Source organism: Mesorhizobium sp. WSM3864, assembly GCF_002294955.1.
In the GTDB taxonomy this organism is placed as follows: Bacteria; Pseudomonadota; Alphaproteobacteria; order Rhizobiales; family Rhizobiaceae; genus Mesorhizobium.
In genome coordinates, this window is the sequence record NZ_NSGD01000033.1 from 1 (window position 1) to 24,452 (window position 24,452).

Sequence of the window (24,452 nt, forward strand, 5' to 3'; positions counted from 1 at the left end):
CGTCTTGCCATGATCGACGTGGCCGATCGTGCCAATGTTCACATGCGGCTTGGTGCGCTCGAATTTACCTTTTGCCACTGTATTTCTCCGTCTTTACTCATCCCGCTCGGGGAAATTGATATTCGCTCCAGCCGAACCGGAAACGCGTAAGAGCCGCGGTTCCGGTGGCACAGGCATTCTCACGCGTACTTTTTCTGGACTTCCTGGGCCACCGCCGTAGGGACCGGCTCATAGTGGTCGAACTGCATCGTGTACTGGGCGCGGCCCTGCGACATCGAACGCAGATTGTCGACGTACTTGAACATGTTGGCCAAAGGCACCATCGCGTTGATGACGACTGCCACGCCACGGGCTTCCTGGCCTTGGATCTGGCCGCGACGGCCGTTGAGGTCACCGATAACGCCGCCGACATAGTCTTCCGGCGTCACGACCTCGACCTTCATGATCGGCTCCAGCAGCTGCACGCCGAGCCTCGGGGCCGCTTCCTTGAAGCAAGCGCGGGAGGCAATTTCGAACGCCAGCACCGAGGAGTCGACGTCGTGGAAGGCGCCGTCGATCAGCGTCGCCTTGACACCGATCATCGGGAAACCAGCAAACGGGCCGGAACCCATGACGCTCTGGATGCCCTTCTCGACGCCGGGGATGTATTCCTTCGGCACCGCACCGCCGACGATCTTGGACTCGAACAGGAACTCTTCGCTCTCGGTGTTCGGCTCGAACACGATCTTGACGCGAGCGAACTGGCCGGTGCCGCCCGTCTGCTTCTTGTGCGTGTAGTCCTGCTCGTGGGTCCGGGTGATCGTCTCGCGATAGGCCACCTGCGGAGCGCCGACATTGGCTTCCACCTTGAACTCGCGGCGCATGCGGTCGACGATGATGTCGAGATGCAGCTCGCCCATGCCGGCGATGATGGTCTGACCGCTTTCCTCGTCGGTCTTGACGCGGAAGGACGGATCCTCTGCCGCCAGGCGATGCAGCGCGAGGCCCATCTTTTCCTGGTCGTTCTTGGTCTTCGGCTCGATGGCGATCTGGATGACCGGATCGGGGAATTCCATGCGCTCGAGGATGACCGGATGCAGCGGATCGCAGAGCGTGTCGCCGGTCGTCGTGTCCTTGAGGCCGGCCAGCGCGACGATGTCGCCGGCATAGGCTTCCTCGATATCGGCGCGCGAATTCGCATGCATCTGCAACATGCGGCCGATGCGCTCCTTCTTGCCCTTCACGGTGTTGTCGAGCGAGGTGCCCTTGGTGAGCTTGCCCGAGTAGATGCGAGCGAAGGTCAGCGAGCCGACGAACGGGTCGTTCATGATCTTGAACGCCAGCATCGACAGCGGCTCGTTGTCGTCGGCATGACGCTCGATCTCGGCGTCGGTCTTGGCGTCGACACCCTTGATGGCCGGCACGTCGATCGGCGACGGCAGGTATTCGACAACGGCGTCCAGCAGCGGCTGCACGCCCTTGTTCTTGAAGGCCGAGCCGCAGAACATCGGGAAGAACTTGACCGCGATGGTGCCCTTGCGGATCAGCGCACGGATCTCGTCGTTCGACGGCATGTTGCCTTCGAGGTAATTCTCGAGCGCGGTCTCGTCCATCTCGACGGCGGCCTCGATCATCTTCTCGCGATACTGAGCGGCCTTGTCCTTGAGGTCGGCCGGGATCTCGACGACGTCCCAGGCAGCGCCCAGTGTCTCGTCGCGCCAGACCAGCGCGTTCATTTCGACGAGGTCGACGACGCCCTTGAACTCGGTCTCGGCGCCGATCGGCAGCTGCATGACAACGGCCTGCGCGCCGAGGCGCGAGCCGATCATTTCCACCGAGCGGTAGAAGTCGGCGCCGATCTTGTCCATCTTGTTGCAGAAGATCATGCGCGGCACGTGGTACTTGTCGGCCTGGCGCCACACGGTCTCGGTCTGCGGCTCGACGCCGGCGTTGGCATCGAGCAGCGCGATGGCGCCGTCGAGCACGCGCAGCGAGCGCTCGACCTCGATGGTGAAGTCGACGTGTCCGGGAGTGTCGATGATGTTGAAGCGGCGCATCTTGCCGTCACGACCCTTCCAGAAGGTCGTGGTCGCGGCCGAGGTGATGGTGATGCCGCGTTCCTGCTCCTGCTCCATCCAGTCCATGGTGGCAGCGCCGTCATGGACTTCGCCGATCTTGTGCGACTTGCCCGTGTAGTACAGGACGCGCTCGGTCGTCGTCGTCTTGCCGGCGTCGATATGCGCCATGATACCGAAATTGCGGTAGTCTTCGATTTTGTATTCGCGGGCCATGGGAGGTGCCTCTCAGTCTCGTTCGCGCTTTACCAGCGGTAGTGCGCGAAGGCGCGGTTGGCTTCCGCCATCTTGTGGGTGTCTTCACGCTTCTTGACGGCCGTGCCGCGGTTGTTGGCCGCGTCCATCAGCTCGCCCGAGAGGCGGTCGACCATCGTAGTCTCGTTGCGGTTGCGTGCGGCGGCGATCAGCCAGCGGATGGCCAGCGCCTGGCGGCGCTCGGGGCGCACGTCCACCGGAACCTGGTAGGTGGCGCCGCCGACGCGACGCGAACGCACTTCCACATGCGGCGCGACATTGTCGAGCGCCTGGTGGAAGACAGCGACCGGCTCCTGCTTGGTCTTGGCCTGGACCTGGTCCAGCGCGCCGTAGACGATGGTCTCGGCGACCGACTTCTTGCCGTCATACATGACGGCGTTCATGAACTTGGTGACGACCAGATCGCCGAACTTGGGGTCCGGATTGATCTCACGCTTTTCTGCACTGTGACGACGGGACATGGCTCTTGTCTCTCAATCTCGTGGCACGGCGCAGTCAAAAAGAGCGCCGAAGCCGGAAACCCTTACTTCGGACGCTTGGCACCGTATTTCGAACGGCGCTGCTTGCGGTTCTTCACACCCTGCGTGTCGAGCACGCCGCGGATGATGTGATAGCGGACGCCCGGCAGATCCTTGACGCGGCCGCCACGGATCATGACCACCGAGTGCTCCTGAAGGTTATGGCCTTCGCCCGGGATGTAGCCGATCACTTCGAAACCATTGGTCAGACGGATCTTGGCCACCTTGCGCAGCGCCGAGTTCGGCTTCTTCGGCGTCGTCGTGTAGACGCGCGTGCAGACGCCCCGCTTCTGCGGGTTCTGCTGCATGGCCGGGACCTTGTTGCGCTTCACCGGCGCCAAGCGCGGCTTGCGGATCAGCTGGTTGACGGTAGGCATTAAACCCTCTTGTCTCTCAATTCCGTGTCTTGCCCTGTCAGGGCCGCTCAAAGCGTCATGTCCATACGCGAATTCGGGCAACACACCGCGCCTCGCGGTCCTGCCCGAACAAATTGCAGAGGAAGCGGAAGCCGCTTCATGCGCGCCGGAGATGTCTTTTCGCTCGTAAAACGAACCCTGTTTGAGGCAAACTCCAAGGCGCGTCGCCTCGGAAAAGCAAGTCTCACATCGGTTCTGACGTGGCGGCTTCTACTCGCAAGCCCCCTATCCGTCAACCCCGGAACGGCAAATATTGCGCCCGATCCGGAGCTTGGCAGCCATGCGGAAAACGCATGTAATTTTCTTGCGTCTTTTTTCAAGAGCGAGGAAGAAAGTGACCGGCTTTCGCCTGTCATCTCGGCCGGCTTCGTGCAAATAAGGCGGCATGAATGGCAAAACTCCCCGCTTCCGGAGGAATCAGCCCGTGAACGACAACGAGGAGCGCCCGGTCACCATCATCACCGGCCGGGTGTGGCGGCGAAAAGGCGGCAAGCCGGAAGGCGTGCATGTGATGCTGGTCGCGCCCGACGATGATTCTGCCGTCCGCCGCGCGCTCGAATCGCTCGCCGCCGAAGGATTCGCCGAAGCCGAGCTCGACCAGATCGGCGACATGGAAGGCACCCCCGACGAAGAGCCGCATCTGTCCGCCTATCAGGGCGCGCTGGAGGGCGAAGTCTCGATCGTTACCTTCGACGAGCCGAGCTGATCCCGTGAGGGATCGCGAGATTGCGATTTCGTCCAGGCTTGCCGGGCACCGTTGTCGTGCCTAAGAACACCTACTTCTTCCATCCCTCGGAGTCCCAATGACCAGCAACCCCATCAGGATCGGTATCGTCGGCGTGGGAAAGATCGTCCGCGACCAGCATCTTCCGGCACTGGCCAAGGACAGCAGTTATCGGCTTGCGGCCGCCGCCAGCCGCCACGGCAAGGTGGACGGCATCCCGAACTATCCGACGATCGAGGCGATGCTCGAGGCCGAGCCGAACGTGGAAGCCGTCTCGCTCTGCATGCCGCCGCAGTTCCGCCATGACGCCGCGCGCACCGCGCTCGAGGCCGGGAAGCACGTCTTCATGGAGAAGCCGCCGGGTGCCACCGTCAGCGAGGTCGAGCACCTGAAGGCGATTGCCGCGAAGAAAGGCGTTTCGCTTTTTGCCAGCTGGCATTCGCGCTACGCGCCGGCGGTCGAGGCCGCGCGCGCCTTCCTGGCTTCGGCCAGAATCGACTCGGCCGCGATCAACTGGAAGGAAGACGTGCGCCGTTGGCACCCGAACCAGGAATGGATCTGGGCGCCGGGCGGTTTCGGCGTATTTGATCCCGGCATCAACGCGCTATCGATCGCCACCCACATCCTGCCGCCGATGTTCATCACCTCGGCCGTGCTCGACTTCCCCGAGAACCGCGCCTCGCCGGTCGCGGCGCATGTCACCTTCCGCACCTCGAACGGGCTCCCGGTGACGATGGAGCTCGACTGGCTACAGACCGGTCCGCAGAGCTGGGACATCCTGGCCGAGACCGACAAGGGCAAGATGGTGCTTTCGGGCGGCGGCGCAAAGCTCGCCGTCGACGGCAAGATCATCCATGACGAGCCGGAAGCCGAATATCCGATGCTCTACAAGCGTTTCGCCGAGATTGTCCGCGCCGGCATCTGCGACGTCGACCTGGCCCCGCTCCAGCACGTCGCCGACGCCTTCATGCTCGGCAAGCGCAATGTGGTCGAGCCTTTCTTCGATTGAACCACTAACGATCGGCGTCAGGCTGCGGAGCCATTCAGGTTGCTGCCAAGTCGATCGATGTACATTTCATGGCCGCCGAGTTCGACATGAATCAGGTCTCCGAAGTCTTCAGCCTTGTCGTAAATTGGTTTGATGATCCAGTTCATCGAACGATCGAGGAAACCATACTTCCCATTGAGCTTGGCCTCGGCAAGACCATTGAATAGCGGCCAGGCGACGTCGAGAACCGGCTCAAACACCCACACGCCTTGCATATTCAGGAAGCCAAATCGATCGTGGTACTCGACGGGAGCCACGCCTGCGGAGCACTGGAGCGCGCCTTGGAACCCGGCTCTATGATCCACGCGCCCGTACTGTCAATAAAACCCCATCGTTCGTGTTCGAGAATGATGTCATCGCCGGGGTCGCCCCGTTGTGCACACGCAAATCCTTCGGAGAAGCGCCCCGCGCGATGAAACTTTGGCTCGATAGCCCATTTCGCATCTTGGTCGATATAGCCTTCAAGATATCCCCGGGTATCAGTCATGACGCCGGCAGCGGCAAGCCCGCTCACAGGATCACGTACTGAAAGGCTTCTGAAGGCCGGCGGAACATTCCAGCTACCGCTGGCGTCGAGGCAGCCAAAGAGGCCGTTTGAGAGTTTTGCGATTGCCTCGCCGCCATAGAACGCGCCGATCATCCCGTAGACGGGCGGAATGACCCAATTCCCGGCAAAATTTACGCAGCCGTACCTTCCCTCAAGAATGACGCTGCAGAGGCCTGACGAAAACCATGACATGGACGAGAACTGCGGCTTGATGATCCAGTTTCCCGCATCGTCGATAAGGCCCCATTTTCCAGCCACCTGCGCACGCACCGGGCCTTCCCCGTACGTGTTCAGCGCGTTTGTTGCCCTCGGAGCAGCCAACCAATCGCCTTGCTTGTTCAGAACTCCCCAGCGATCGCCCAGAAGTGCGCCGGCTCTGCAGCTGTGGAAATAGGTAGCCTTGTCAAATGTTGGCTTGATGGCCCAATCGCCATTGCGATCGATGTATCCGGTCTTGCCATTTGACTTAGAGCGCAATGGCCACAACTCTTGATGGCTTTGGAAAGTGACCATGACCAATTCCAGTCGGACCAAAAAAAGCTTAGCGGTTTCTCGTATCAAATTGCAATGCGCTGGCCGCCCATATGTTCAATCGACGATCGCTATCGCAAATCCGTCATAGCCCTTGGCGCCGACGGTCTGGATGGCGGTGCCGTCCAGCCGCTTCTCCTGCCCGATGAATGAGAGCGCTGCTCGGGCACCGGCGACGTATTCGTCGCGGCCGTCATCCTTCAGCACGGCGCCGTCGCGGATGACATTGTCGCAGACTATCACCGTTCCGGAGCGCGACAGCCGCATGGCCCAGCTGAGATAATTCGGGTTGTTCGGCTTGTCGGCGTCGATGAAGATCAGGTCGAACGGACCGGTATTTTCGCTGACCAAGGCTGCTAGCGATTGAAGAGCTGGCCCGAGCCGCAGATCCACCTTGTCGGAAACCCCTGCCCGCTCGAAGTTCGAGCGCGCGACCCTGGCACGGTGCGGCTCAAGCTCCAGCGTCACTACTCTGCCATCGGCAGGCAGGCCCCTTGCCATCCAGATGGTCGAGTAACCACCGAGCGTGCCGATCTCGAGCACCTTCCTTGCGCCGCGAATCCGCACCAGAAGCGAAAGCAATTTGCCCTGCGCGGCCGAGACGTCGATCGCCGGCAGGCCCTGCTCGCGGTTCGCCGCAAGCACCGCGTCTAGCGCGGGATCCGCATCGAAAAGAGAGGAGACGATGTAGTCGTCGACAGCTGTCCAGGTCCTGGCGCTCATGGTTTTTCCTCGTTCATAACCCGAATGAAAAAAGGGGCCACGCGGGCCCCTTTTCTTTCTCTCATTGCATCCGCGCTTACTGCGCGGCGTTGACCATGTTGGTCAGCATCGGCTCGGCGACCTCGACACCGGAGGCCTTGCGGCGCTCGTCGATGATGAGCTCGTCGCGCGAGGTGGCGATGCGCCTTATTTGGCTCATCGTGCCGCCCGTACCGGCCGGGATCAAGCGGCCGACGATGACGTTCTCCTTCAGACCCTGCAGCATGTCGGTCTTACCGGCGACCGCGGCTTCCGTCAGCACCCTGGTCGTCTCCTGGAAGGACGCGGCCGAGATGAAGGACGGCGTCTGCAGCGAGGCCTTGGTGATGCCGAGCAGCACCGGCTGACCTTCGGCCGGCTTCTTGCCGTCCTCGATCAACCGCTCGTTGACCTCTTCCAGCTCGATCACGTCGACGTGGTCGCCCGGAATGTAGGTCGAGTCGCCCTGCGTGGTGATCTCGACCTTCTGCAGCATCTGGCGAACGATCACCTCGATGTGCTTGTCGTTGATCGACACGCCCTGCAGGCGGTAGACCTCCTGGATTTCGTTGACGAGGTAGGACGCAAGCGCCTCCACGCCCTTGATCGCCAGGATGTCGTGCGGCGCCGGGTTGCCGTCGAGGATGTAGTCGCCCTTCTCGATGACGTCGCCGTCCTGCAGATGGAACGGCTTGCCCTTGGGGATCAGGTACTCGACCGGCTCCAGCGTCGAGTCGTGCGGCTCGATGATGATGCGGCGCTTGTTCTTGTAGTCGCGGCCGAAGCGGACCGTGCCATCGATCTCGGCGATGATGGCGTGATCCTTCGGACGGCGAGCCTCGAACAGTTCGGCCACCCGCGGCAGACCGCCGGTGATGTCCTTGGTCTTGGCGCTTTCCATCGGGATACGCGCAAGCACGTCGCCCGGACGGACATGCGCGCCCGGCTCGACCGAGAGAATGGCCTCGACCGAGAGCAGGAAGCGTGCATCGCCGCCCTTCGACAGCTTGCCCACCTTGCCCTTGGCGTCCTGCACGACGATCGCCGGCTTCAGGTCGCTGCCGCGCGGCGTCGAACGCCAGTCGATGACCTCACGCTTGGTGATGCCGGTCGACTCGTCGGCCGTCTCCTGCACGGAGATGCCGTCGACCAGATCCTCGAACGCCACCTTGCCCTCAATTTCGGTGAGGATCGGCCGGGTGTAAGGATCCCACTCGGCGATGCGCTGCCCGCGCTTCACCTTGTCGCCGTCATCCACGAAAATGCGCGAGCCGTAGGCGACGCGGTGCGTGGCGCGTTCCTTGCCGGCCTCGTCGAGGATCAGAACCGCCATGTTGCGGCCCATCACCATCTGCTGGCCTTCGGAGTTGCGCACCACGTTGCGATTGCGGATCTCGACCTTGCCCTCATAGGAGGCTTCGAGGAACGAAGAATCCACCACCTGCGCGGTGCCGCCCATGTGGAAGGTGCGCATGGTGAGCTGGGTGCCCGGCTCGCCGATCGACTGCGCTGCGATGACGCCGACGGCCTCGCCCTGGTTGACGGGCGTGCCGCGGGCAAGATCGCGACCGTAGCAGACCGCGCAGACTCCGGTCCTGACCTCGCAGGTCAGCGCCGAGCGGATGCGGACCGACTGGACGCCGGCCTTCTCGATCTGCTCCACGTCACGCTCGTCCATCAGCTTGCCGGCCTTGACCAGCACTTCGCCGGAGACCGGGTGGTTGATGTCGTCGAGCGCCGTGCGGCCGAGCACGCGCTGACCGACCGAGGCGACGATCTGGCCGGCATCGACGATCGGCTGCATGGTGAGGCCCTTGTCGGTGCCGCAATCCAGCGAATTCACGATGCAGTCCTGCGCCACGTCGACCAGACGGCGGGTCAGGTACCCCGAGTTCGCCGTCTTCAAGGCGGTGTCGGCCAGACCCTTGCGGGCGCCGTGGGTCGAGTTGAAGTACTCGAGCACGGTGAGGCCTTCCTTGAAGTTCGAGATGATCGGCGTCTCGATGATCTCGCCCGAAGGCTTGGCCATCAGGCCGCGCATGCCGGCGAGCTGGCGCATCTGGGTAGGCGAACCGCGCGCACCCGAATGCGACATCATATAGATCGAGTTCATCGGCTTCTGACGGCCGTTTTCCTCGAACTCGACGGCCTTGATGCGGGCCATCATCTCGTCGGCGACCTTCTCCGAGCACTTGGCCCAGGCGTCGACCACCTTGTTGTACTTCTCGCCCTGCGTGATCAGGCCGTCATTGTACTGCTGCTCGTACTCCTTGGCCAAAGCCTCGGTATCGGAGACCAGCTTCAGCTTGGTGTCCGGAATCACCATGTCGTCCTTGCCGAACGAAATGCCGGCGCGGCAGGCATGCGCGAAGCCGAGAGCCATGATGCGGTCGCAGAAGATGACCGTCTCCTTCTGGCCGCAGTGGCGGTAGACGGTGTCGATCATCTTGGAGATGTTCTTCTTGGTCATCTCCTGGTTGGCGATGTCGTACGGCACGTTGACGTTCTTCGGCAGAAGCTCGCCGATGATCATGCGGCCGGGCGTGGTTTCATAGATCTTCGACACCGTCTTGCCTTCGGCATCGACGGTGCGGAAGCGGCCCTTGATCTTGGCGTGCAGGGTCACCGCCTTGGTCTCCAGCGCATGCTGGAGCTCGCCCATGTCGGCGAACACCATGCCTTCGCCCGGCTCGTTCTGGTTGACGATCGACAGATAGTAGAGACCGAGAACCATGTCCTGCGACGGCACGATGATCGGCGCGCCGGAGGCCGGGTGCAGGATGTTGTTGGTCGACATCATCAGCACGCGCGCTTCGAGCTGCGCTTCCAGGGACAGCGGCACATGGACCGCCATCTGGTCGCCGTCGAAGTCGGCATTGAAGGCCGTGCAGACCAGCGGATGCAGCTGGATCGCCTTGCCTTCGATCAGGATCGGCTCGAACGCCTGGATGCCGAGGCGGTGCAGCGTCGGCGCGCGGTTCAAGAGCACCGGATGCTCGCGGATGACCTCGTCGAGGATATCCCAGACCTCCGGACGCTCCTTCTCGACCAGCTTCTTCGCCTGCTTGACGGTCGAGGAGAAACCCTTGGCATCGAGGCGGGCGTAGATGAAGGGCTTGAACAGCTCCAGCGCCATCTTCTTCGGCAGGCCGCACTGATGCAGCTTGAGTTCCGGACCGGTCACAATGACCGAGCGGCCAGAATAGTCGACACGCTTGCCGAGCAGGTTCTGGCGGAACCGACCCTGCTTGCCCTTGAGCATGTCGGACAGCGACTTCAGCGGACGCTTGTTGGCGCCGGTGATGACGCGGCCGCGGCGGCCGTTGTCGAACAGCGCGTCGACGGCCTCCTGCAGCATGCGCTTTTCATTGCGCACGATGATGCCGGGCGCGCGCAGCTCGATCAGCCGCTTCAAACGATTGTTGCGGTTGATGACGCGGCGATAGAGGTCGTTGAGGTCGGACGTGGCGAAGCGGCCGCCGTCCAGCGGGACCAGCGGGCGCAGGTCCGGCGGGATCACCGGGACGACCTTCATGATCATCCATTCCGGACGGTTGCCGGATTCCATGAAGTTCTCGACGACCTTGAGCCGCTTCAGAAGCTTCTTCTGCTTGAGCTCGGACGAGGTCGAAGCCAGCTCCGAGCGCAGATCGCCGGCGATCTTCTCCAGATCCATGCCGGCCAACAGGTCATGGATGGCCTCGGCGCCGATCATGGCGGTGAAAGAGTCCTCGCCATACTCGTCGACGGCGAGCATGTACTCTTCCTCGCTGAGCAGTTGGTGCTCCTTCAGCGCGGTGAGGCCAGGCTCGGTGACGATGTAGTTCTCGAAGTAGAGGACGCGCTCGATATCCTTCAGCGTCATGTCGAGCAGCGTGCCGATGCGCGAAGGCAACGACTTCAGGAACCAGATATGGGCGACGGGGGCGGCGAGCTCGATATGGCCCATGCGCTCGCGGCGGACGCGCGACAGCGTGACTTCGACGCCGCACTTTTCGCAGATGACGCCCTTGTACTTCATGCGCTTGTACTTGCCGCACAGGCACTCGTAGTCCTTGATCGGACCAAAAATGCGCGCGCAGAACAGACCGTCACGCTCCGGCTTGAAGGTGCGGTAGTTGATGGTCTCCGGCTTTTTGATCTCACCGAACGACCAGGACAGAATCTTCTCAGGGCTGGCGAGCGAGATCCGGATGGAATCGAACACCTGCGCAGGCGCCTGGGGGTTGAAGAGATTCATGACCTCTTGGTTCATGCCGTTCTCCTTTTCGGGGTCCTCGAAAACCCCTTGCATCGAGCGCGGGCCGAATGCCCGCAGACTGGCCGGCCTGACCGGCCGAGAATTTGTGCGGCGCGCCGCGTCGTTTCGCGGCGCGCCATTACCCTTATTCGGCCGCGCCCCTATTCGGCAGCATCGGGCAGCCGCACGGGAGCGTCTTCGAACTTGGTGTTCTCCAGTTCGACATTGAGGCCGAGGGAGCGCATCTCCTTGACGAGAACGTTGAAGCTCTCGGGAATGCCGGCTTCGAACGTATCGTCGCCGCGCACGATCGCCTCGTAGACCTTGGTGCGTCCGGCAACGTCGTCCGACTTCACCGTCAGCATCTCCTGCAACGTATAAGCGGCGCCGTAGGCTTCCAGCGCCCAGACCTCCATTTCGCCGAAGCGCTGGCCGCCGAACTGCGCCTTGCCGCCCAGCGGCTGCTGGGTGACGAGCGAGTACGGACCGATCGAGCGCGCGTGGATCTTGTCGTCCACCAGGTGGTGAAGCTTGAGCATATAGATGTAGCCCATCGTCACCTTGCGATCGAACGGCTCGCCGGTGCGGCCGTCATAAAGCTGCGACTGACCGCTGGTGTGCAGACCCGCCTGCTGCAGCATGGTGTTGATGTCGGCTTCGTGCGCGCCGTCGAACACCGGAGTCGCGATGGAGACGCCGCGGCGCATCTGCTCGCTCAGGCGAATGATGCTCTCGTCGTCATAGTCGCGGACCGGCTCGTTGCGGTCGTTGGAAGGCATGAAGCTTTCCAGCGTCTTGCGCAGCGGCTTGATGTCGCCGCCAGCCTTGTAGGCGTCGATCAGCTCGCCGATCTTCCTGCCCATGCCGGCGCAGGCCCAGCCCAGATGCGTTTCCAGGATCTGGCCGACATTCATGCGGCTCGGCACACCCAGCGGGTTGAGCACGATATCGGCATGCGTGCCGTCCTCGAGGAAAGGCATGTCCTCGACCGGAACGATGCGCGACACCACGCCCTTGTTGCCGTGACGGCCGGCCATCTTGTCGCCCGGCTGCATCTTGCGCTTCACCGCCACGAAGACCTTGACCATCTTCATGACGCCCGGAGGCATCTCGTCGCCGCGCTGCACCTTCTCGACCTTGTCCATGAAGCGCTGCTCCAGCGCCTTCTTGGAGTCGTCGTACTGGCCGCGCAGGGCTTCCAGCTCGCTCTGGAGCTTTTCGTTCTCCACGGCGAACTGCCACCACTGCGAGCGCGGATACTCGTCGAGCGTGTCCTTCGACAGCTTCGAGCCCTTCTTGAAGCCCTTCGGTCCGGCAATCGCTTCCTTGCCGACCAGCATGTCCGACAGGCGCGAATAGACGTTGCGGTCGAGGATCGCCTGCTCGTCGTCGCGGTCCTTGGCCAGACGCTCGATCTCCTCGCGCTCGATCGCCATGGCGCGCTCGTCCTTCTCCACGCCGTGACGGTTGAAGACGCGCACTTCGACGACCGTGCCGAAGGTACCCGGAGGCATGCGCATGGAGGTGTCGCGAACGTCCGAGGCCTTTTCGCCGAAGATGGCGCGCAGGAGCTTCTCTTCCGGCGTCATCGGGCTTTCGCCCTTCGGCGTGATCTTGCCGACCAGGATGTCGCCCGGCTGCACTTCCGCGCCGATATAGACGATGCCGGCCTCGTCGAGGTTCTTCAGCGCTTCTTCCGAGACGTTCGGAATGTCGCGCGTAATCTCCTCCGGTCCGAGCTTGGTGTCGCGGGCCATGACCTCAAACTCCTCGATGTGGATCGAGGTGAAGACGTCATCGGCCACGATGCGCTCGGAGAGCAGAATCGAGTCCTCGTAGTTGTAGCCGTTCCACGGCATGAACGCGACCAGCACGTTGCGGCCGAGCGCCAGATCGCCGAGCTCGGTCGAGGGACCGTCCGCGATGATGTCGCCCTTGTTCACCCGGTCGCCGACACGCACCAGCGGACGCTGGTTGATGCAGGTGTTCTGGTTCGAACGCTGGAACTTCATCAGCCGGTAGATGTCGACGCCGGACTTGCCCGGGTCGAGATCTTCGGTGGCGCGGATAACGATACGGGTGGCGTCCACCTGGTCGACCACGCCGCCGCGGCGGGCGCCGATGGCGGCGCCTGAGTCACGGGCGACGACCGGCTCCATGCCGGTGCCGACGAACGGCGCCTCGGCGCGCACCAGCGGCACGGCCTGACGCTGCATGTTCGAGCCCATCAGCGCGCGGTTGGCGTCGTCGTTCTCGAGGAACGGGATGAGGGCCGCGGCCACCGACACCATCTGCTTCGGCGACACGTCCATCAGGTCGACGTTCTCGCGCGGCGCCATCATCACCTCGCCGGCGTTGCGGCAGATGACGAACTCGTCGACAAAGCTGCCGTTCTTATCGAGCTCGGCGTTGGCCTGCGCGACGTGGTGCTTGGCCTCCTCCATCGCCGACAGATAGACGACTTCATTGGTCAGCTTGCCGTTGACGATCTTGCGGTACGGGCTCTCGATGAAGCCGTACTTGTTGACACGCGCGAAGGTGGCGAGCGAGTTGATCAGACCGATATTCGGGCCTTCCGGCGTCTCGATCGGGCAGATACGGCCGTAGTGCGTCGGATGCACGTCGCGCACCTCGAAGCCGGCACGCTCGCGGGTCAGACCGCCCGGTCCAAGCGCCGACAGGCGACGCTTGTGGGTGATCTCCGACAGCGGGTTGGTCTGGTCCATGAACTGCGAGAGCTGCGAGGAGCCGAAGAACTCGCGCACGGCGGCGGCCGCCGGCTTGGCGTTGATCAGGTCTTGCGGCATGACCGTGTCGATCTCGATCGAGGACATACGCTCCTTGATCGCGCGCTCCATGCGCAGCAGGCCGACGCGGTACTGGTTCTCCATCAGCTCGCCGACCGAGCGGACGCGGCGGTTGCCGAGATTGTCGATGTCGTCGATCTCGCCCTTGCCGTCGCGCAGCTCGACCAGCGTCTTGACCACGGCCAGGATGTCTTCCTTGCGCAGCACGCGCACGGTGTCCTCGGCCTTGAGCTCGAGGCGCATGTTCATCTTGACGCGGCCGACAGCCGACAGGTCATAGCGCTCGCTGTCGAAGAACAGCGAGTTGAACATGGCTTCGGCGGTCTCGAGCGTCGGCGGCTCGCCCGGACGCATGACGCGATAGATGTCGAACAGCGCGTCCTGGCGGCTCTCGTTCTTGTCGACGGCGAGCGTGTTGCGGATGTAGGCGCCGACATTGACGTGGTCGATGTCGAGGATCTGGATCTCGTCCTCGCCGGTGCCGAGCAGCACCTTCAGCGTCTTCTCGTCGATCTCGTCGCCGGCCTCGAGGAAGATCTCGCCGGTGGCGTAGTTGACGATGTCCTCGGCCAGGTAGTTGCCGAGCAGGTCCTCGTCGGTCGCCTTGATCGCCTTGAGACCCTTTTCGCCGAGCTGGCGGGCCTGGCGGGCGGTAATCTTCTTGCCGGCCTCGACGACGATCTCGCCCGTGTCGGCGTCAACCAGGTCGCCGACAGCCTTGAGGCCGCGGAAGCGCTCGACATTGAACGGGATGCGCCAGTGGTCGCCGGCGCGCTTGTAGGTGATCTTGTTGTAGAAGGTCGACAGGATCTCTTCGCCGTCCATGCCGAGCGCCATCAGCAGCGACGTCACCGGAATCTTGCGGCGGCGGTCGATGCGGGCGTGGACCACGTCCTTGGAATCGAACTCGATGTCGAGCCACGAGCCGCGATAGGGGATGACGCGCGCGGCAAACAGAAGCTTGCCCGACGAGTGCGACTTGCCCTTGTCGTGGTCGAAGAAGACGCCCGGCGAACGGTGCATCTGCGAGACGATGACGCGCTCGGTGCCGTTGACGATGAAGGTGCCGTTCGACGTCATGAGCGGCATGTCGCCCATATAGACGTCCTGCTCCTTGATGTCCTTGATCGACTTCGCGCCGGTATCCTCATCGATATCGAACACGATGAGGCGCAGCGTCACCTTCAGCGGCGCAGCATAGGTCAGGTCGCGCTGACGGCATTCGTCGACGTCGAATTTCGGTCCTTCGAACTCATACTTCACGAATTCCAGCATCGAGGAGCCGGAAAAATCGGAGATCGGGAAGACCGACTTGAAAACAGCCTGCAGCCCCTCGTCCGGACGCCCACCCTTGGGCTCGTCCACCATCAGGAACTGGTCATAGGATGCCTTCTGAACCTCGATGAGGTTCGGCATCTCCGCAACTTCCGGGATCTTCCCGAAGAACTTGCGTACGCGTCTGCGGCCATTGAAAGTCTGGGTCTGGGCCATCGTCGCTCCTTAGCTCAAAACTCGGGGCGAACCTCGCCGCGGTTCGCCTTGCACCAATGGGCCGCTCGCCGGCCGCCCCTGTCTGTTTTCCGGCCGCCCTTCCAATTGCTTGGCGGCTGCCGGTAAAAACGGGAGAAAACCCGTTTCCTGAAGGCCGCTTCCAGCCCTCAGGAAAGAGGTTTTCAAACGTCTCGCGCAACGAAGCCTCCCTTTCGTCAAGGGAGGGGGCGGCCGGCGCGAGGCCGTCCGCCCTCAACCATAAGGCTTACTTCAGCTCGACCTTGGCGCCAGCTGCTTCCAGCTGAGCCTTGAACTTGTCAGCATCGGCCTTGGAAACGCCTTCCTTGACCGGCTTCGGAGCCGCCTCGACGAGGTCCTTGGCTTCCTTGAGGCCAAGGCCGGTGATGGCGCGGACTTCCTTGATGACGTTGATCTTCTGGGCGCCGGCGTCGGCGAGAACGACGTCGAATTCCGTCTTCTCTTCAGCCGGAGCAGCAGCAGCGGCAGCGCCACCGCCAGCAGCGGCGACCGCCACCGGAGCAGCAGCCGAAACGCCCCACTTCTCTTCCAGGAGCTTCGACAGCTCGGCCGCCTCGAGGACGGTCAGCTTCGAAAGGTCGTCTACGATCTTTGCCAGATCAGCCATTTGTGTATTCCTTTACTTGGTTCGAACGTGTGTTGTTGACAGCGAGGAACGGCCTCATGCCGCCTCGTCCTTCCGGGCGTAAGCGCCGATGACGCGCGCGACCGAAGCCGCGGGCGCATTGACGATCTGGGCGATCCGGGTTGCCGGCGTGGCGATCATGCCAACCAGCTTGGCGCGCAGCTCGTCGAGCGACGGCATCGTGGCGAGTGCCTTGACACCGTCGGCGTTGAGCGAGGTCGAGCCCATTGCGCCGCCGAGAATGATCAGCTTGTCATTCCCCTTGGCGAACTCGGACGCGATCTTCGGCGCCGCAACCGGATCCTCCGAATAAGCGATCAGCGTCTGTCCTTTGAACAGATCGACGATCGATGCGGAGTCCGTGCCCTGAAGAGCGATCTTGGCGAGACGGTTCTTCGCGACTTTGACGGTGCCACCGGCGGCGCGCATCTTCGACCGAAGGTCGTTCATTTGCGCGACGGTGATACCGGCGTAGTGGGCCACGACGACTGAACCCGCGTTCGAGAACGCTTCGTTCAGGCCCGTGACGAGTTCGCGTTTTTCCGCTCTGTCCACTGCCTATCTCCAGTTGACCCCTGCCCCATTCACGAGGTCAGAAGTCGGGTTGCCTTTTGCCGGCCGGGCCATCCACAAACGGATCTCCCGAACGGCGCTCGAGGATCCTGCCCCCTTTCGCCACATCCGCCGGCAAAGCCGGTTAATGTGCTGACAAAAGGCAAACACGGTTCGAACCTTTCATTGGAGCTTTTCGCTCCTTTGTCGGGTCTTCACCCGTCTCATGCAGGCCCACATGAATTAAGGCCCCCTTTTGAACCAAGGCCGGCCGCCTGCAATCTCGGACAGGATATCCGGAAACCTTTCAGCCTCCGGGTTACCGGGCCGCCGACGGATCGGCGGTCCGGAATTCTTTTGCGACCGGCCAGAAGCCGGTCAGGCGACATTTACGACGCGGCGAGCGTCGCGATGTCGAGCTTGAGGCCGGGACCCATCGTCGAGGTGACCGACACCTTCTTGACGTAGTTGCCCTTGGCGCCGGCGGGCTTGGCCTTGTTCACCGCATCGGCGAAGGCCCGCACATTCTCTTCCAGCGCCTTGACGTCGAACGAGACCTTGCCGACGCCGGCCTGGACGATGCCGGCCTTCTCGACGCGGAACTCGACGGCGCCGCCCTTCGAGGCCTTGACGGCGGCCGCGACATCGGGGGTCACGGTGCCGACCTTCGGGTTCGGCATCATGCCGCGCGGGCCGAGCACCTTACCCAGGCGGCCGACCAGCGGCATCATGTCCGGGGTGGCGATGCAGCGATCGAAATCGATCGTGCCCTTCTGGACGATGTCGACCAGGTCCTCGGCGCCAACGATATCGGCGCCGGCCGCCTTGGCCTCCTCGGCCTTGTCGCCGCGCGCGAACACGGCGACGCGCACCGACCGGCCAGTGCCGTTCGGCAGGTTGACAACGCCGCGGACCATCTGGTCCGCATGGCGCGGATCGACGCCGAGATTCATCGCGACCTCGACCGTCTCGTCGAACTTCACCGTGGACCGGTCCTTCAGCAGCTGCAGCGCCTCAGAGAGCGCATAGGCCTTGTTCGGGTCGATGCCTTCACGGCTCTTGGCAACACGCTTTGCAATCTTTGCCATGATCTTAGCCCACCACTTCCAGGCCCATCGAGCGGGCGGAGCCCTCGACCATGCGCATGGCCGCTTCGACGTCGTTTGCGTTCAGGTCCTTCATCTTCTGCTCGGCGATCTGGCGCACCTTGTCGCGCGAGATCGTGCCGGCCTTGACCTTGCCCGGCTCTTTCGAACCAGACTTCAGGTTGGCGGCCTTCTTCAGGAAGTAGCTCACCGGCGGCGTCTTCATGACGAAGGTGAACGACTTGTCCTGATAGTAGGTGATGACGACCGGGATGGGCGAGCCCTTCTCCAGTTCCTGGGTCTGCGCGTTGAACGCCTTGCAGAACTCCATGATGTTTATGCCGCGCTGACCAAGCGCCGGGCCGATCGGGGGCGACGGCGTGGCCGAGCCCGCGGCAACCTGGAGCTTGAGCTGGCCTGCAACTTTCTTAGCCATCTCTATTCCTGCCTTTATCTCATGCCGGGAAAACCGGCGGTTGCAGTCTGGTGGTGCGGTTCCAGCGGCCGGCTAAGCCGCATTCGCCTCCCACCCGTTCATGGCAGCGCCATTCCTTCGCGCCGCCGATCCCTTCGCCTGTCGGACGGGGACCTTCGGATCAGCCCTTTTCGACCTGTCCGAATTCGAGATCGACGGGCACCGCGCGCCCGAAGATCGAAACTTCCACCTTGAGGCGCGCCCGCTCCTCGTCCACTTCCTGGACGAAGCCGTTGAACGACGCGAACGGACCGTCCGAGACGCGGATCGCCTCGCCGATCTCGAAGGTGACCGACGGCTTCGGACGCTCGACGCCTTCCTGAACCTGGTTCAGGATGCGTTGCGCCTCGGCTTCGGTGATCGGCACGGGCTTGGAGTCTCCGAGGAAGCCGGTGACCTTCGGCGTGTTCTTGACCAGCGAGAATACGGCGTCCGTCAGGTTGGCCTTCAAGAGTACATAACCGGGGAAGAACTTGCGTTCCGCATCGACCTTGCGGCCGCGGCGTATCTCGACGACCTTCTCCGTCGGCACCACGATCTGCTCGATCTCGCCCGACAGGCCCTTCTGCTTGGCCTTGTTCTCGATGTCCTCGGCGACCTTCTTCTCGAAGTTCGAATAAGCGTGGACGATGTACCACCGCGTCATTTCACGACCTCTCCGTAATCGCCGAACTTAATGTCCGAGGCCCAGAATCCACTCGATCGCATAGCCCATGGCTATGTCGGCGGTGAAGAAGAAGATCATGGCGATGAGCGCAAAAACCAGGACCATCACCGTCGAGATCATGGTCTCGCGGCGCGAGGGCCATGTCACCTTGGCCGTCTGCGCGCGAACCTGCTGGAGAAAGGTGAAAGGGTTTGTGGTTTTCGAAGCCATCTGCCGCCTGTCTTCAAGACCCGTTGGCCGGGTCTCCTGGATGATCCCGCTGGCCGGGACGTGCCGCCTGGACTTCGTGCCGGCGCCGAATCAGCACCACCATTTCGCCCACGCAAATCAGACGCGTAAAGCCGGCTTCCCAGCTCCACGCGTCGCGTGTCTGTTCAGTCTACATAAAACCGATTCTTGGTCCACGCAAGTGGCAAGTGTTCCGCTTTATGTTTTAGCGCCGCCTCGGAACCATCCAGTCGTTCCGTCCCGGCTATGCGGGGCCTTATGCCCCAGTTTTCGCTATATGGCAAGCCGCCCCCCGGTTTTCAACGGCGGAGCGCACCCACCCTCAGTCTGCCATGGGAGGTGGCACGGGCAGCAGGGCTCGAACCTACGACCTGCGGTTTTGGAGACCGCCGCTCTACCAACTGAGCTATGCCCGTATACGGGCGCTGCTATTTCACAAAGCCGATGAGAACTCAAGAGCCCTTTTGAGACACGTCGGCCGGAAGCGCCGATCGCAGCCATCCAAGCCGCAGGGCCCATGCGCAGATCACGAGTTCAAGCGCGAAAGTCCAATGCAGAACGAAGTTCAGGACCCAGTTCCCATGGCTGGCCGGAACCGCCACGAGCTCAAACGGGCGATGACTGAACGGCGCCAACCACATGATCGGCGATGCCACCGTGTCGAGCGCCATATGCAACATGGCTCCGGCTAAGAAGATGGCGATCGACGGCAGACGCCGCGACCCCAACAACCGACCGACCGACACGCCTACCGTCCCGATCGTCGCCCAGAACAACGGCCAATGCGTGATGTAGGCATGATGGTGCGTGCGACCGCCATCGATCAGGTAAAAATAGAGCATGTCGATGTCCGGGATGACGCTGCCGAGCATTGCGGCAGCCACCACATCGGATGCCTCCCGTCGCCGTCTTCGCGCGAGCCTTCCCAGAATATAGCCCGATGGGAGATGGGCAATCAGCATGCAAGGTCGTCTCACATTGATGCAACGACCCTGCGGTGTCTTTGCGACGTCATCTTTTCGGAATTTTGCAGAAACCCAGCATCTTCGGCTACGATTTCCCGGCCGGCGGCTTGTAAGGCCCGCCCGGCACACCCCAGCCCCAGCTTGGCATTGGCTCGGTCTCAGGGTCGCAAGTCTCGCCGAGATTGGAATTAATCTTGGCCAGCCGCGATCCCCACTCGACATAGCCCATCAAGGCGGAACGGAACTCGGGATCGTCCGGCAGGCCGGCTTCGTCCGCCGCGTCCGCCAGAAGGTTGATCCAGCGCCGGCGCTGCTCCTCGCTCAGATGCCTGCCGAGATGATGCCTGACCATCTCGCGGTGGCCACCATGCCGTTCGCTGTAGGTCTTCGGCCCGCCGAAAACCTCGCCGATGAAGGCGGCGACATGCGCCGGATGGTCCGGCGACATGTGCCTGAACACCGGACCGACGATCGGGTCCAAGGTCACTCTGTTGTAAAAGATCTGCGTCAGCCGGTTGAGCGCCTCGCTGCCGCCGGCCCATTCGAACAAAGTCGGGACGCCCTCGCTCATCTCCGGTCCTCCTACGTTTGAGCCTAGAAGGATAGCGGGAAGCTCTGAGCCGGCTCAACCTGCCTCCATGGCCAGTGCTGGCATGGCGCCGAATGCTGCTAAAGCTTGGCCGGCGATTCCGCTTCGGCGTTGGCGGACGGCAGAACCCGGCAGTTATCGGGTTTTGGCGAAGATTTGCAGATAGTGGCGCCCGTCAGAGCGTCTACCGACTGGCGGCTGGTGGTGAGCCCGAACCCCGCCAATTCGTCCTGGCTGAGCTCCCTGTGCTTGGCGGATTGGGCCGACTGCATCGCGACGAACAGCCCGAGCCGATCGCCATCTCCTCAAGATACGACCGGACCTTGTCTTCCATGCCCATGGAATGCACCAGGAAACGCGTATCGGCGCCTACCAAGCGCCTGGTGCCGCCGGCGATCATCAGCACGCAGGCTGCATCGCATTCGGCGCCGGCTTCAACGGTGAGACCATTATGAAGGTTGTCCTTGGAGACGCACCCTGCCGTGCCGGGATCGCAATCGAGAAAATCCGTCCGGGCGACCGCAACATCCAATCTGCGCTCGCGGATCAGCCGGCCGGCGGCGAGCGCGCCCTGGACATCGCCGCCCTGTGAGTTGAGGACGATGGGCAGCCTGCGCCCGCCGACCTTGTCCAGCAGCTCGCGCAGCCTGTCGGGCGTGCCGGCAACGATCGTTCCCTCCGCCGAAATCCATTCCGGACAGTCGGGGTTGCAGAGCGGATTGCTGCCGCGAACGAGGACGAAACGCATTTCCTGCTGCGGCTTTGGCGGTGATGCTGCCTCCGCCGGCTGGCTGTAGGCCGGTTTGGCCGCGACCGTCGCCACCTCGGCCGGCTTGGCCTTGCCATTGGCCGGTATCTCGCGGCAGCTCGTTGGCACCGGATCGCGCCGGCATATGGCTGCTTCGGTCATCAGGTCGAGAGAATCGAGGCTGGTGACGAGCTTCATCTCCAGCATATCGTCGGGCTCGATCTGCCTTATGTCGCTTGCCGGCGTCCCCTTCATCACGTCCAGCACGCCCTGCCCAATACCCATTTCTTTCAGATAGCCGGACAGCCGTTTCTCGACCGCCTTGCTCATCTCGTAGGTCTTGTAGCTGCCGGCATTCTTGCGGCTGACGACCTTGGTGCTGAGGACCTTCTTCTTGCCGTTCACAATTCTGTAGGTGGTGCGGTAGAGCAGCTTTTCCCTGTGATATGTCGTGGTGATCTGATGAACCCCGAGAAAAGCCCACTCGCCGACCACACGGCGGACGCCGCCGGCAAACATCAGGGGACATGCGGAATTGCACATGGCGCCGCTGTCGTAGGCGATGCCGGAATACGGCGTGTTCTTACTGTCATTGTCCCGGCAGTTCTTCATTTCGGGCGAGCAGCCGGAAAACCCCGTAGTGCCCACGGCGATGTCGAGCTTGTTCTTACGGATCATACGGCCGAGTTGGAGCGCGGCGTCGACATTGCCTCCAGGAGAATTGACGACGATCGGCAGTTGCCGGCCGCCGAGCGTCTTCAAGAGGCGCTTGAACCGCGCCGGCGTGCCGGCCTCGATGCTGCCTTCGGCAGAAATCCATTCCGGGCAGCTCGGCTCGCAGCCTGGCGCGCTGCTGCGCACCACGACGAAGCGCATGGCAGGGCCGTAATCCGGCGGCGTTTCCTTCGCTGCGGCGGCAAACGCGGTAAGCCCAATAGCGATGGCCAGCCCGAGCCGAACCAGCCCTAGCGGCCACGAAATACCCTTTGAAAGGAACGCGGAAATCACGCCTGCCAAGCCCTCGGTCCAACCCATGCTAGTTACGGCGACGATGCTTGCAATAGAATTGAAGAGGGTGCGAGCAATGCCAGCCTGACGGCTGCTGCCTCGACTTCGTCGCGACAACGCTAAAGTTCTGGCGGCATCTTTGCCTGGGCGTTGGCGGAGGGCGGGAGCCGGCAATTGTCCGGCTTTGGCGAGGACCTGCAAATGGCGGGGCCAGTCAGCGTGTCCGATGTGTCCAGCCCGGTCACCAGCCCGACCTTGAGCATTACATCGGGTTCAAGCTGACGCTCGACCGAACTCTGATCTATCGCTGCGAACAGGCCTGGGCTGATCGCCATCTCGTCCAAATAGGCTTTGACGATCCGCTTCTGTCCCATCGACGACACGCTGAGCCGCGCCTTTGGATCGACCAGCCGCCTGGCACCGCCGGCAAGCATGAGTGCGCAGGCTGAATCGCACTCCACTCCGAATTGGCTGATCAGCCCGACATAGGCGCCATTGTCGTCCAGACAGCCTGCTCCGGGCGGGTTGCAACCCAGGATATTGGTGCGGGCGACGACGACGTCTAGCTTGCGTTCGTGGATAAGCCGTCCTGCGGCCAAGGCGCCAAACAAGTCGCCGCCTCGTGAGCTGATCACAATGGGAAGCCGCGGGTTGTCGAGCGCGGCGAGCAACTGGCGAAGTTTTTGCGGAGTTCGAGGGGTGATCGCGCCTTCCGCTGAAATCCATTCCGGGCAGTCGGGATCGCAGAGCGGATCGCTGCCGCGAACTACCACGAAGCGGATCTCCGGCGCCGCATTTCCTGCCGCTCCCTGGAACGGCTTAATGGGCGCGACCTTGGCCGGCGGGGAAAGCGAGGCTTCAGCCTTTTGAGGAGGTACGCCCTTCGCTTTCGTCGATACCATCTTGGCCGGGCTGGCATTCCCCGGTATTTCTCGGCAACTTGGGGCCGACTGGTCGAGCATGCACAAGCTTGCGCTGGTCAATAGGTCGACAGTCTCCGTGCCGGTTGCCAGGTTCATTGTCAGCATATCTTGGAGAGCGATCTGCCGGATTTCGCTGGCCGGCGTGGCTTTCATCGTGTCCAGCACGCCCTGCCCGACACCCATCTCCCTGAGATAAGCCGAGAGCCTCCTCGAAACCGCCCTGCTCATTTCATAGGTCTTGTAGCTCTCGCCCTGAGTGATGGTTTCCGTGGTGACCTGATATTTTTTGCCCCGCACAACTCGATAGGTGGTTCGATATTGCCGTTTGGCGGGGAAATAGGTGGTGGTGATCTGATGGACACCCAGATAGGCCCAGCCACCTGCCAAGCGGCGGACGCCGCCGGCAAACATCAGCGGACAGGCAGAATTGCACATGGCGCCGCCGTCTGAGGCTGTGCCGAAATAGGCGGCGCCCTTGCCATCGTTGGCTCGGCAGTCGTCCATCCCCGGCCAGCATCCGAAAAATTTGGTCACCCCGACAGCGACATCCAGCTTGTTCTTGCGGATTATTCGGCCAAGCTGAAGCGCAGCATCGACATTGCCGCCCGGGGAATTGACGATAATCGGCAATTGGCGGCGGCCGAGCGCCTTCAATATTCGCTTTAGCTTAGCCGGTGTGCCGGCTTCGATGGCGCCCTCCGCCGAGATCCATTCCGGACACTTAGGCTCGCAGCCGGTGGCGCTGCTCCGCACAACAACAAACCGCATCTCCGAGAAATCATTGGAGAACATTCCTGGAAGGTACCAGGTGTTTGGATTCCATGTCCTCGGATCGGAGGGTGTCTTCGGGTAAAAATCCTCGGCCTTCGCTGCAAAGGCAACCATCACTACCGCAAGGACCGGTATCACACGAACCAGCCCGCGGCACCATAATGCCATACCGTTTGAATGACGCCCGGAAATCATGTTGGCGAAGCCCCTGCGGCAACCTATGATAGTTGCGGCGGCGGTGGTTGCAATAGCTTTTGCATCACCTCGAATGTTCGACTCCGCAGCAACGTGAGAAACAAAAAGGGCGGCCCGAAGACCGCCCTCAGATTGCTGACAAACCCCTGGCGTTTGCCGGGGGTTTTTGATTCACTGGGTCATGTTGAAGCGACCCGCTCCTGAACAGAC

At 62.4% G+C, this 24,452-nt stretch carries 20 protein-coding genes, 1 tRNA gene and 1 pseudogene; 2 read left to right on the top strand and 20 right to left on the bottom strand.

Going from position 1 to position 24,452, the window contains the following annotated elements:
- The 4 genes and pseudogenes from CK215_RS29245 to rpsL form a co-directional block, all read right to left on the bottom strand.
- A pseudogene (locus CK215_RS29245) lies at positions 1 to 78 on the bottom strand (elongation factor Tu); the annotation flags it as partial.
- Between the two features lie 101 nt (positions 79 to 179).
- Positions 180 to 2,270, bottom strand: a complete 2,091-nt coding sequence (gene fusA / locus CK215_RS29250) for an elongation factor G (RefSeq protein WP_067321482.1) — start codon at positions 2,268 to 2,270, stop codon at positions 180 to 182.
- Positions 2,271 to 2,299: 29 nt separating this feature from the next.
- Positions 2,300 to 2,770, bottom strand: a complete 471-nt coding sequence (gene rpsG, locus CK215_RS29255; protein ID WP_041003106.1) for a 30S ribosomal protein S7 — start codon at positions 2,768 to 2,770, stop codon at positions 2,300 to 2,302.
- Positions 2,771 to 2,832: 62 nt separating this feature from the next.
- Positions 2,833 to 3,204: a 30S ribosomal protein S12 gene (gene rpsL, locus CK215_RS29260; RefSeq protein ID WP_006202128.1), complete on the bottom strand. Its 372-nt coding sequence runs from the start codon at positions 3,202 to 3,204 to the stop codon at positions 2,833 to 2,835.
- Between the two features lie 463 nt (positions 3,205 to 3,667).
- Here rpsL and CK215_RS29265 point away from each other — a divergent pair, with 463 nt between their 5' ends.
- Together CK215_RS29265 and CK215_RS29270 are read left to right on the top strand one after the other, a co-directional pair.
- Positions 3,668 to 3,949, top strand: coding sequence for a transcriptional regulator (locus CK215_RS29265; protein ID WP_066989908.1), 282 nt, complete (start codon positions 3,668 to 3,670; stop codon positions 3,947 to 3,949).
- 97 nt (positions 3,950 to 4,046) lie between these two features.
- A complete protein-coding gene (locus CK215_RS29270) occupies positions 4,047 to 4,976 on the top strand; it encodes a Gfo/Idh/MocA family oxidoreductase (RefSeq protein WP_095832990.1) in 930 nt (309 codons plus the stop codon).
- Positions 4,977 to 4,993: 17 nt separating this feature from the next.
- On the opposite strand, the gene CK215_RS29275 is transcribed toward CK215_RS29270, so the two are convergent.
- The 16 genes from CK215_RS29275 to CK215_RS29350 form a co-directional block, all read right to left on the bottom strand.
- Positions 4,994 to 5,215 (bottom strand): WG repeat-containing protein, encoded by a 222-nt coding sequence (locus tag CK215_RS29275; RefSeq protein ID WP_170950433.1) that lies wholly within the window; start codon positions 5,213 to 5,215, stop codon positions 4,994 to 4,996.
- 17 nt (positions 5,216 to 5,232) lie between these two features.
- Positions 5,233 to 6,075, bottom strand: coding sequence for a WG repeat-containing protein (locus CK215_RS29280; protein WP_141245575.1), 843 nt, complete (start codon positions 6,073 to 6,075; stop codon positions 5,233 to 5,235).
- 75 nt (positions 6,076 to 6,150) lie between these two features.
- Positions 6,151 to 6,816 carry an O-methyltransferase gene (locus CK215_RS29285; protein ID WP_095832993.1) on the bottom strand — a complete coding sequence of 222 codons (666 nt, stop codon included), beginning with the start codon at positions 6,814 to 6,816 and terminating at the stop codon, positions 6,151 to 6,153.
- A gap of 76 nt (positions 6,817 to 6,892) precedes the next feature.
- Positions 6,893 to 11,089 carry a DNA-directed RNA polymerase subunit beta' gene (rpoC, locus tag CK215_RS29290; protein ID WP_066989905.1) on the bottom strand — a complete coding sequence of 1,399 codons (4,197 nt, stop codon included), beginning with the start codon at positions 11,087 to 11,089 and terminating at the stop codon, positions 6,893 to 6,895.
- A gap of 146 nt (positions 11,090 to 11,235) precedes the next feature.
- Complete coding sequence (gene rpoB, locus CK215_RS29295; RefSeq protein ID WP_095832994.1) at positions 11,236 to 15,372, bottom strand: DNA-directed RNA polymerase subunit beta; 4,137 nt, start codon at positions 15,370 to 15,372, stop codon at positions 11,236 to 11,238.
- 265 nt (positions 15,373 to 15,637) lie between these two features.
- Positions 15,638 to 16,018 (bottom strand): 50S ribosomal protein L7/L12, encoded by a 381-nt coding sequence (rplL, locus tag CK215_RS29300; protein WP_066989581.1) that lies wholly within the window; start codon positions 16,016 to 16,018, stop codon positions 15,638 to 15,640.
- 54 nt (positions 16,019 to 16,072) lie between these two features.
- Entirely contained in the window at positions 16,073 to 16,591 is a 519-nt protein-coding gene (rplJ, locus tag CK215_RS29305; RefSeq protein ID WP_066989579.1) for a 50S ribosomal protein L10, read from the bottom strand.
- Between the two features lie 386 nt (positions 16,592 to 16,977).
- Entirely contained in the window at positions 16,978 to 17,676 is a 699-nt protein-coding gene (gene rplA, locus CK215_RS29310) for a 50S ribosomal protein L1 (RefSeq protein WP_066989577.1), read from the bottom strand.
- 4 nt (positions 17,677 to 17,680) lie between these two features.
- Positions 17,681 to 18,109, bottom strand: a complete 429-nt coding sequence (gene rplK, locus CK215_RS29315) for a 50S ribosomal protein L11 (RefSeq protein ID WP_059189557.1) — start codon at positions 18,107 to 18,109, stop codon at positions 17,681 to 17,683.
- A gap of 160 nt (positions 18,110 to 18,269) precedes the next feature.
- Positions 18,270 to 18,794, bottom strand: coding sequence for a transcription termination/antitermination protein NusG (gene nusG, locus CK215_RS29320; RefSeq protein ID WP_066989575.1), 525 nt, complete (start codon positions 18,792 to 18,794; stop codon positions 18,270 to 18,272).
- Positions 18,795 to 18,821: 27 nt separating this feature from the next.
- Positions 18,822 to 19,025 carry a preprotein translocase subunit SecE gene (secE, locus tag CK215_RS29325; protein WP_095832995.1) on the bottom strand — a complete coding sequence of 68 codons (204 nt, stop codon included), beginning with the start codon at positions 19,023 to 19,025 and terminating at the stop codon, positions 18,822 to 18,824.
- A gap of 358 nt (positions 19,026 to 19,383) precedes the next feature.
- Positions 19,384 to 19,459 (bottom strand) — tRNA-Trp (locus CK215_RS29330).
- 36 nt (positions 19,460 to 19,495) lie between these two features.
- Positions 19,496 to 20,005, bottom strand: a complete 510-nt coding sequence (locus CK215_RS29335; RefSeq protein WP_095777619.1) for a metal-dependent hydrolase — start codon at positions 20,003 to 20,005, stop codon at positions 19,496 to 19,498.
- A gap of 88 nt (positions 20,006 to 20,093) precedes the next feature.
- Positions 20,094 to 20,579, bottom strand: coding sequence for a group II truncated hemoglobin (locus CK215_RS29340; RefSeq protein WP_095832996.1), 486 nt, complete (start codon positions 20,577 to 20,579; stop codon positions 20,094 to 20,096).
- A 202-nt stretch (positions 20,580 to 20,781) separates the two neighbouring features.
- Positions 20,782 to 22,380, bottom strand: a complete 1,599-nt coding sequence (locus tag CK215_RS29345) for a hypothetical protein (RefSeq protein WP_348628619.1) — start codon at positions 22,378 to 22,380, stop codon at positions 20,782 to 20,784.
- 92 nt (positions 22,381 to 22,472) lie between these two features.
- Entirely contained in the window at positions 22,473 to 24,161 is a 1,689-nt protein-coding gene (locus CK215_RS29350; protein WP_348628620.1) for a hypothetical protein, read from the bottom strand.
- Positions 24,162 to 24,452: the final 291 nt, after the last annotated feature.

What these genes read in the sequence shown, in the direction of transcription:
- fusA (WP_067321482.1), bottom strand. Translation starts at nt 2,270, where the DNA reads ATGGCCCGCGAATACAAAATCGAAGACTACCGCAATTTCGGTATCATG.
- rpsG (WP_041003106.1), bottom strand. Translation starts at nt 2,770, where the DNA reads ATGTCCCGTCGTCACAGTGCAGAAAAGCGTGAGATCAATCCGGACCCC.
- rpsL (WP_006202128.1), bottom strand. Translation starts at nt 3,204, where the DNA reads ATGCCTACCGTCAACCAGCTGATCCGCAAGCCGCGCTTGGCGCCGGTG.
- CK215_RS29270 (WP_095832990.1), top strand. Translation starts at nt 4,047, where the DNA reads ATGACCAGCAACCCCATCAGGATCGGTATCGTCGGCGTGGGAAAGATC.
- CK215_RS29280 (WP_141245575.1), bottom strand. Translation starts at nt 6,075, where the DNA reads ATGGTCACTTTCCAAAGCCATCAAGAGTTGTGGCCATTGCGCTCTAAG.
- CK215_RS29285 (WP_095832993.1), bottom strand. Translation starts at nt 6,816, where the DNA reads ATGAGCGCCAGGACCTGGACAGCTGTCGACGACTACATCGTCTCCTCT.
- rpoC (WP_066989905.1), bottom strand. Translation starts at nt 11,089, where the DNA reads ATGAACCAAGAGGTCATGAATCTCTTCAACCCCCAGGCGCCTGCGCAG.
- rpoB (WP_095832994.1), bottom strand. Translation starts at nt 15,372, where the DNA reads ATGGCCCAGACCCAGACTTTCAATGGCCGCAGACGCGTACGCAAGTTC.
- rplL (WP_066989581.1), bottom strand. Translation starts at nt 16,018, where the DNA reads ATGGCTGATCTGGCAAAGATCGTAGACGACCTTTCGAAGCTGACCGTC.
- rplA (WP_066989577.1), bottom strand. Translation starts at nt 17,676, where the DNA reads ATGGCAAAGATTGCAAAGCGTGTTGCCAAGAGCCGTGAAGGCATCGAC.
- rplK (WP_059189557.1), bottom strand. Translation starts at nt 18,109, where the DNA reads ATGGCTAAGAAAGTTGCAGGCCAGCTCAAGCTCCAGGTTGCCGCGGGC.
- nusG (WP_066989575.1), bottom strand. Translation starts at nt 18,794, where the DNA reads ATGACGCGGTGGTACATCGTCCACGCTTATTCGAACTTCGAGAAGAAG.
- secE (WP_095832995.1), bottom strand. Translation starts at nt 19,025, where the DNA reads ATGGCTTCGAAAACCACAAACCCTTTCACCTTTCTCCAGCAGGTTCGC.
- CK215_RS29335 (WP_095777619.1), bottom strand. Translation starts at nt 20,005, where the DNA reads ATGCTGATTGCCCATCTCCCATCGGGCTATATTCTGGGAAGGCTCGCG.
- CK215_RS29340 (WP_095832996.1), bottom strand. Translation starts at nt 20,579, where the DNA reads ATGAGCGAGGGCGTCCCGACTTTGTTCGAATGGGCCGGCGGCAGCGAG.
- CK215_RS29345 (WP_348628619.1), bottom strand. Translation starts at nt 22,380, where the DNA reads ATGGGTTGGACCGAGGGCTTGGCAGGCGTGATTTCCGCGTTCCTTTCA.
- CK215_RS29350 (WP_348628620.1), bottom strand. Translation starts at nt 24,161, where the DNA reads ATGGTTGCCTTTGCAGCGAAGGCCGAGGATTTTTACCCGAAGACACCC.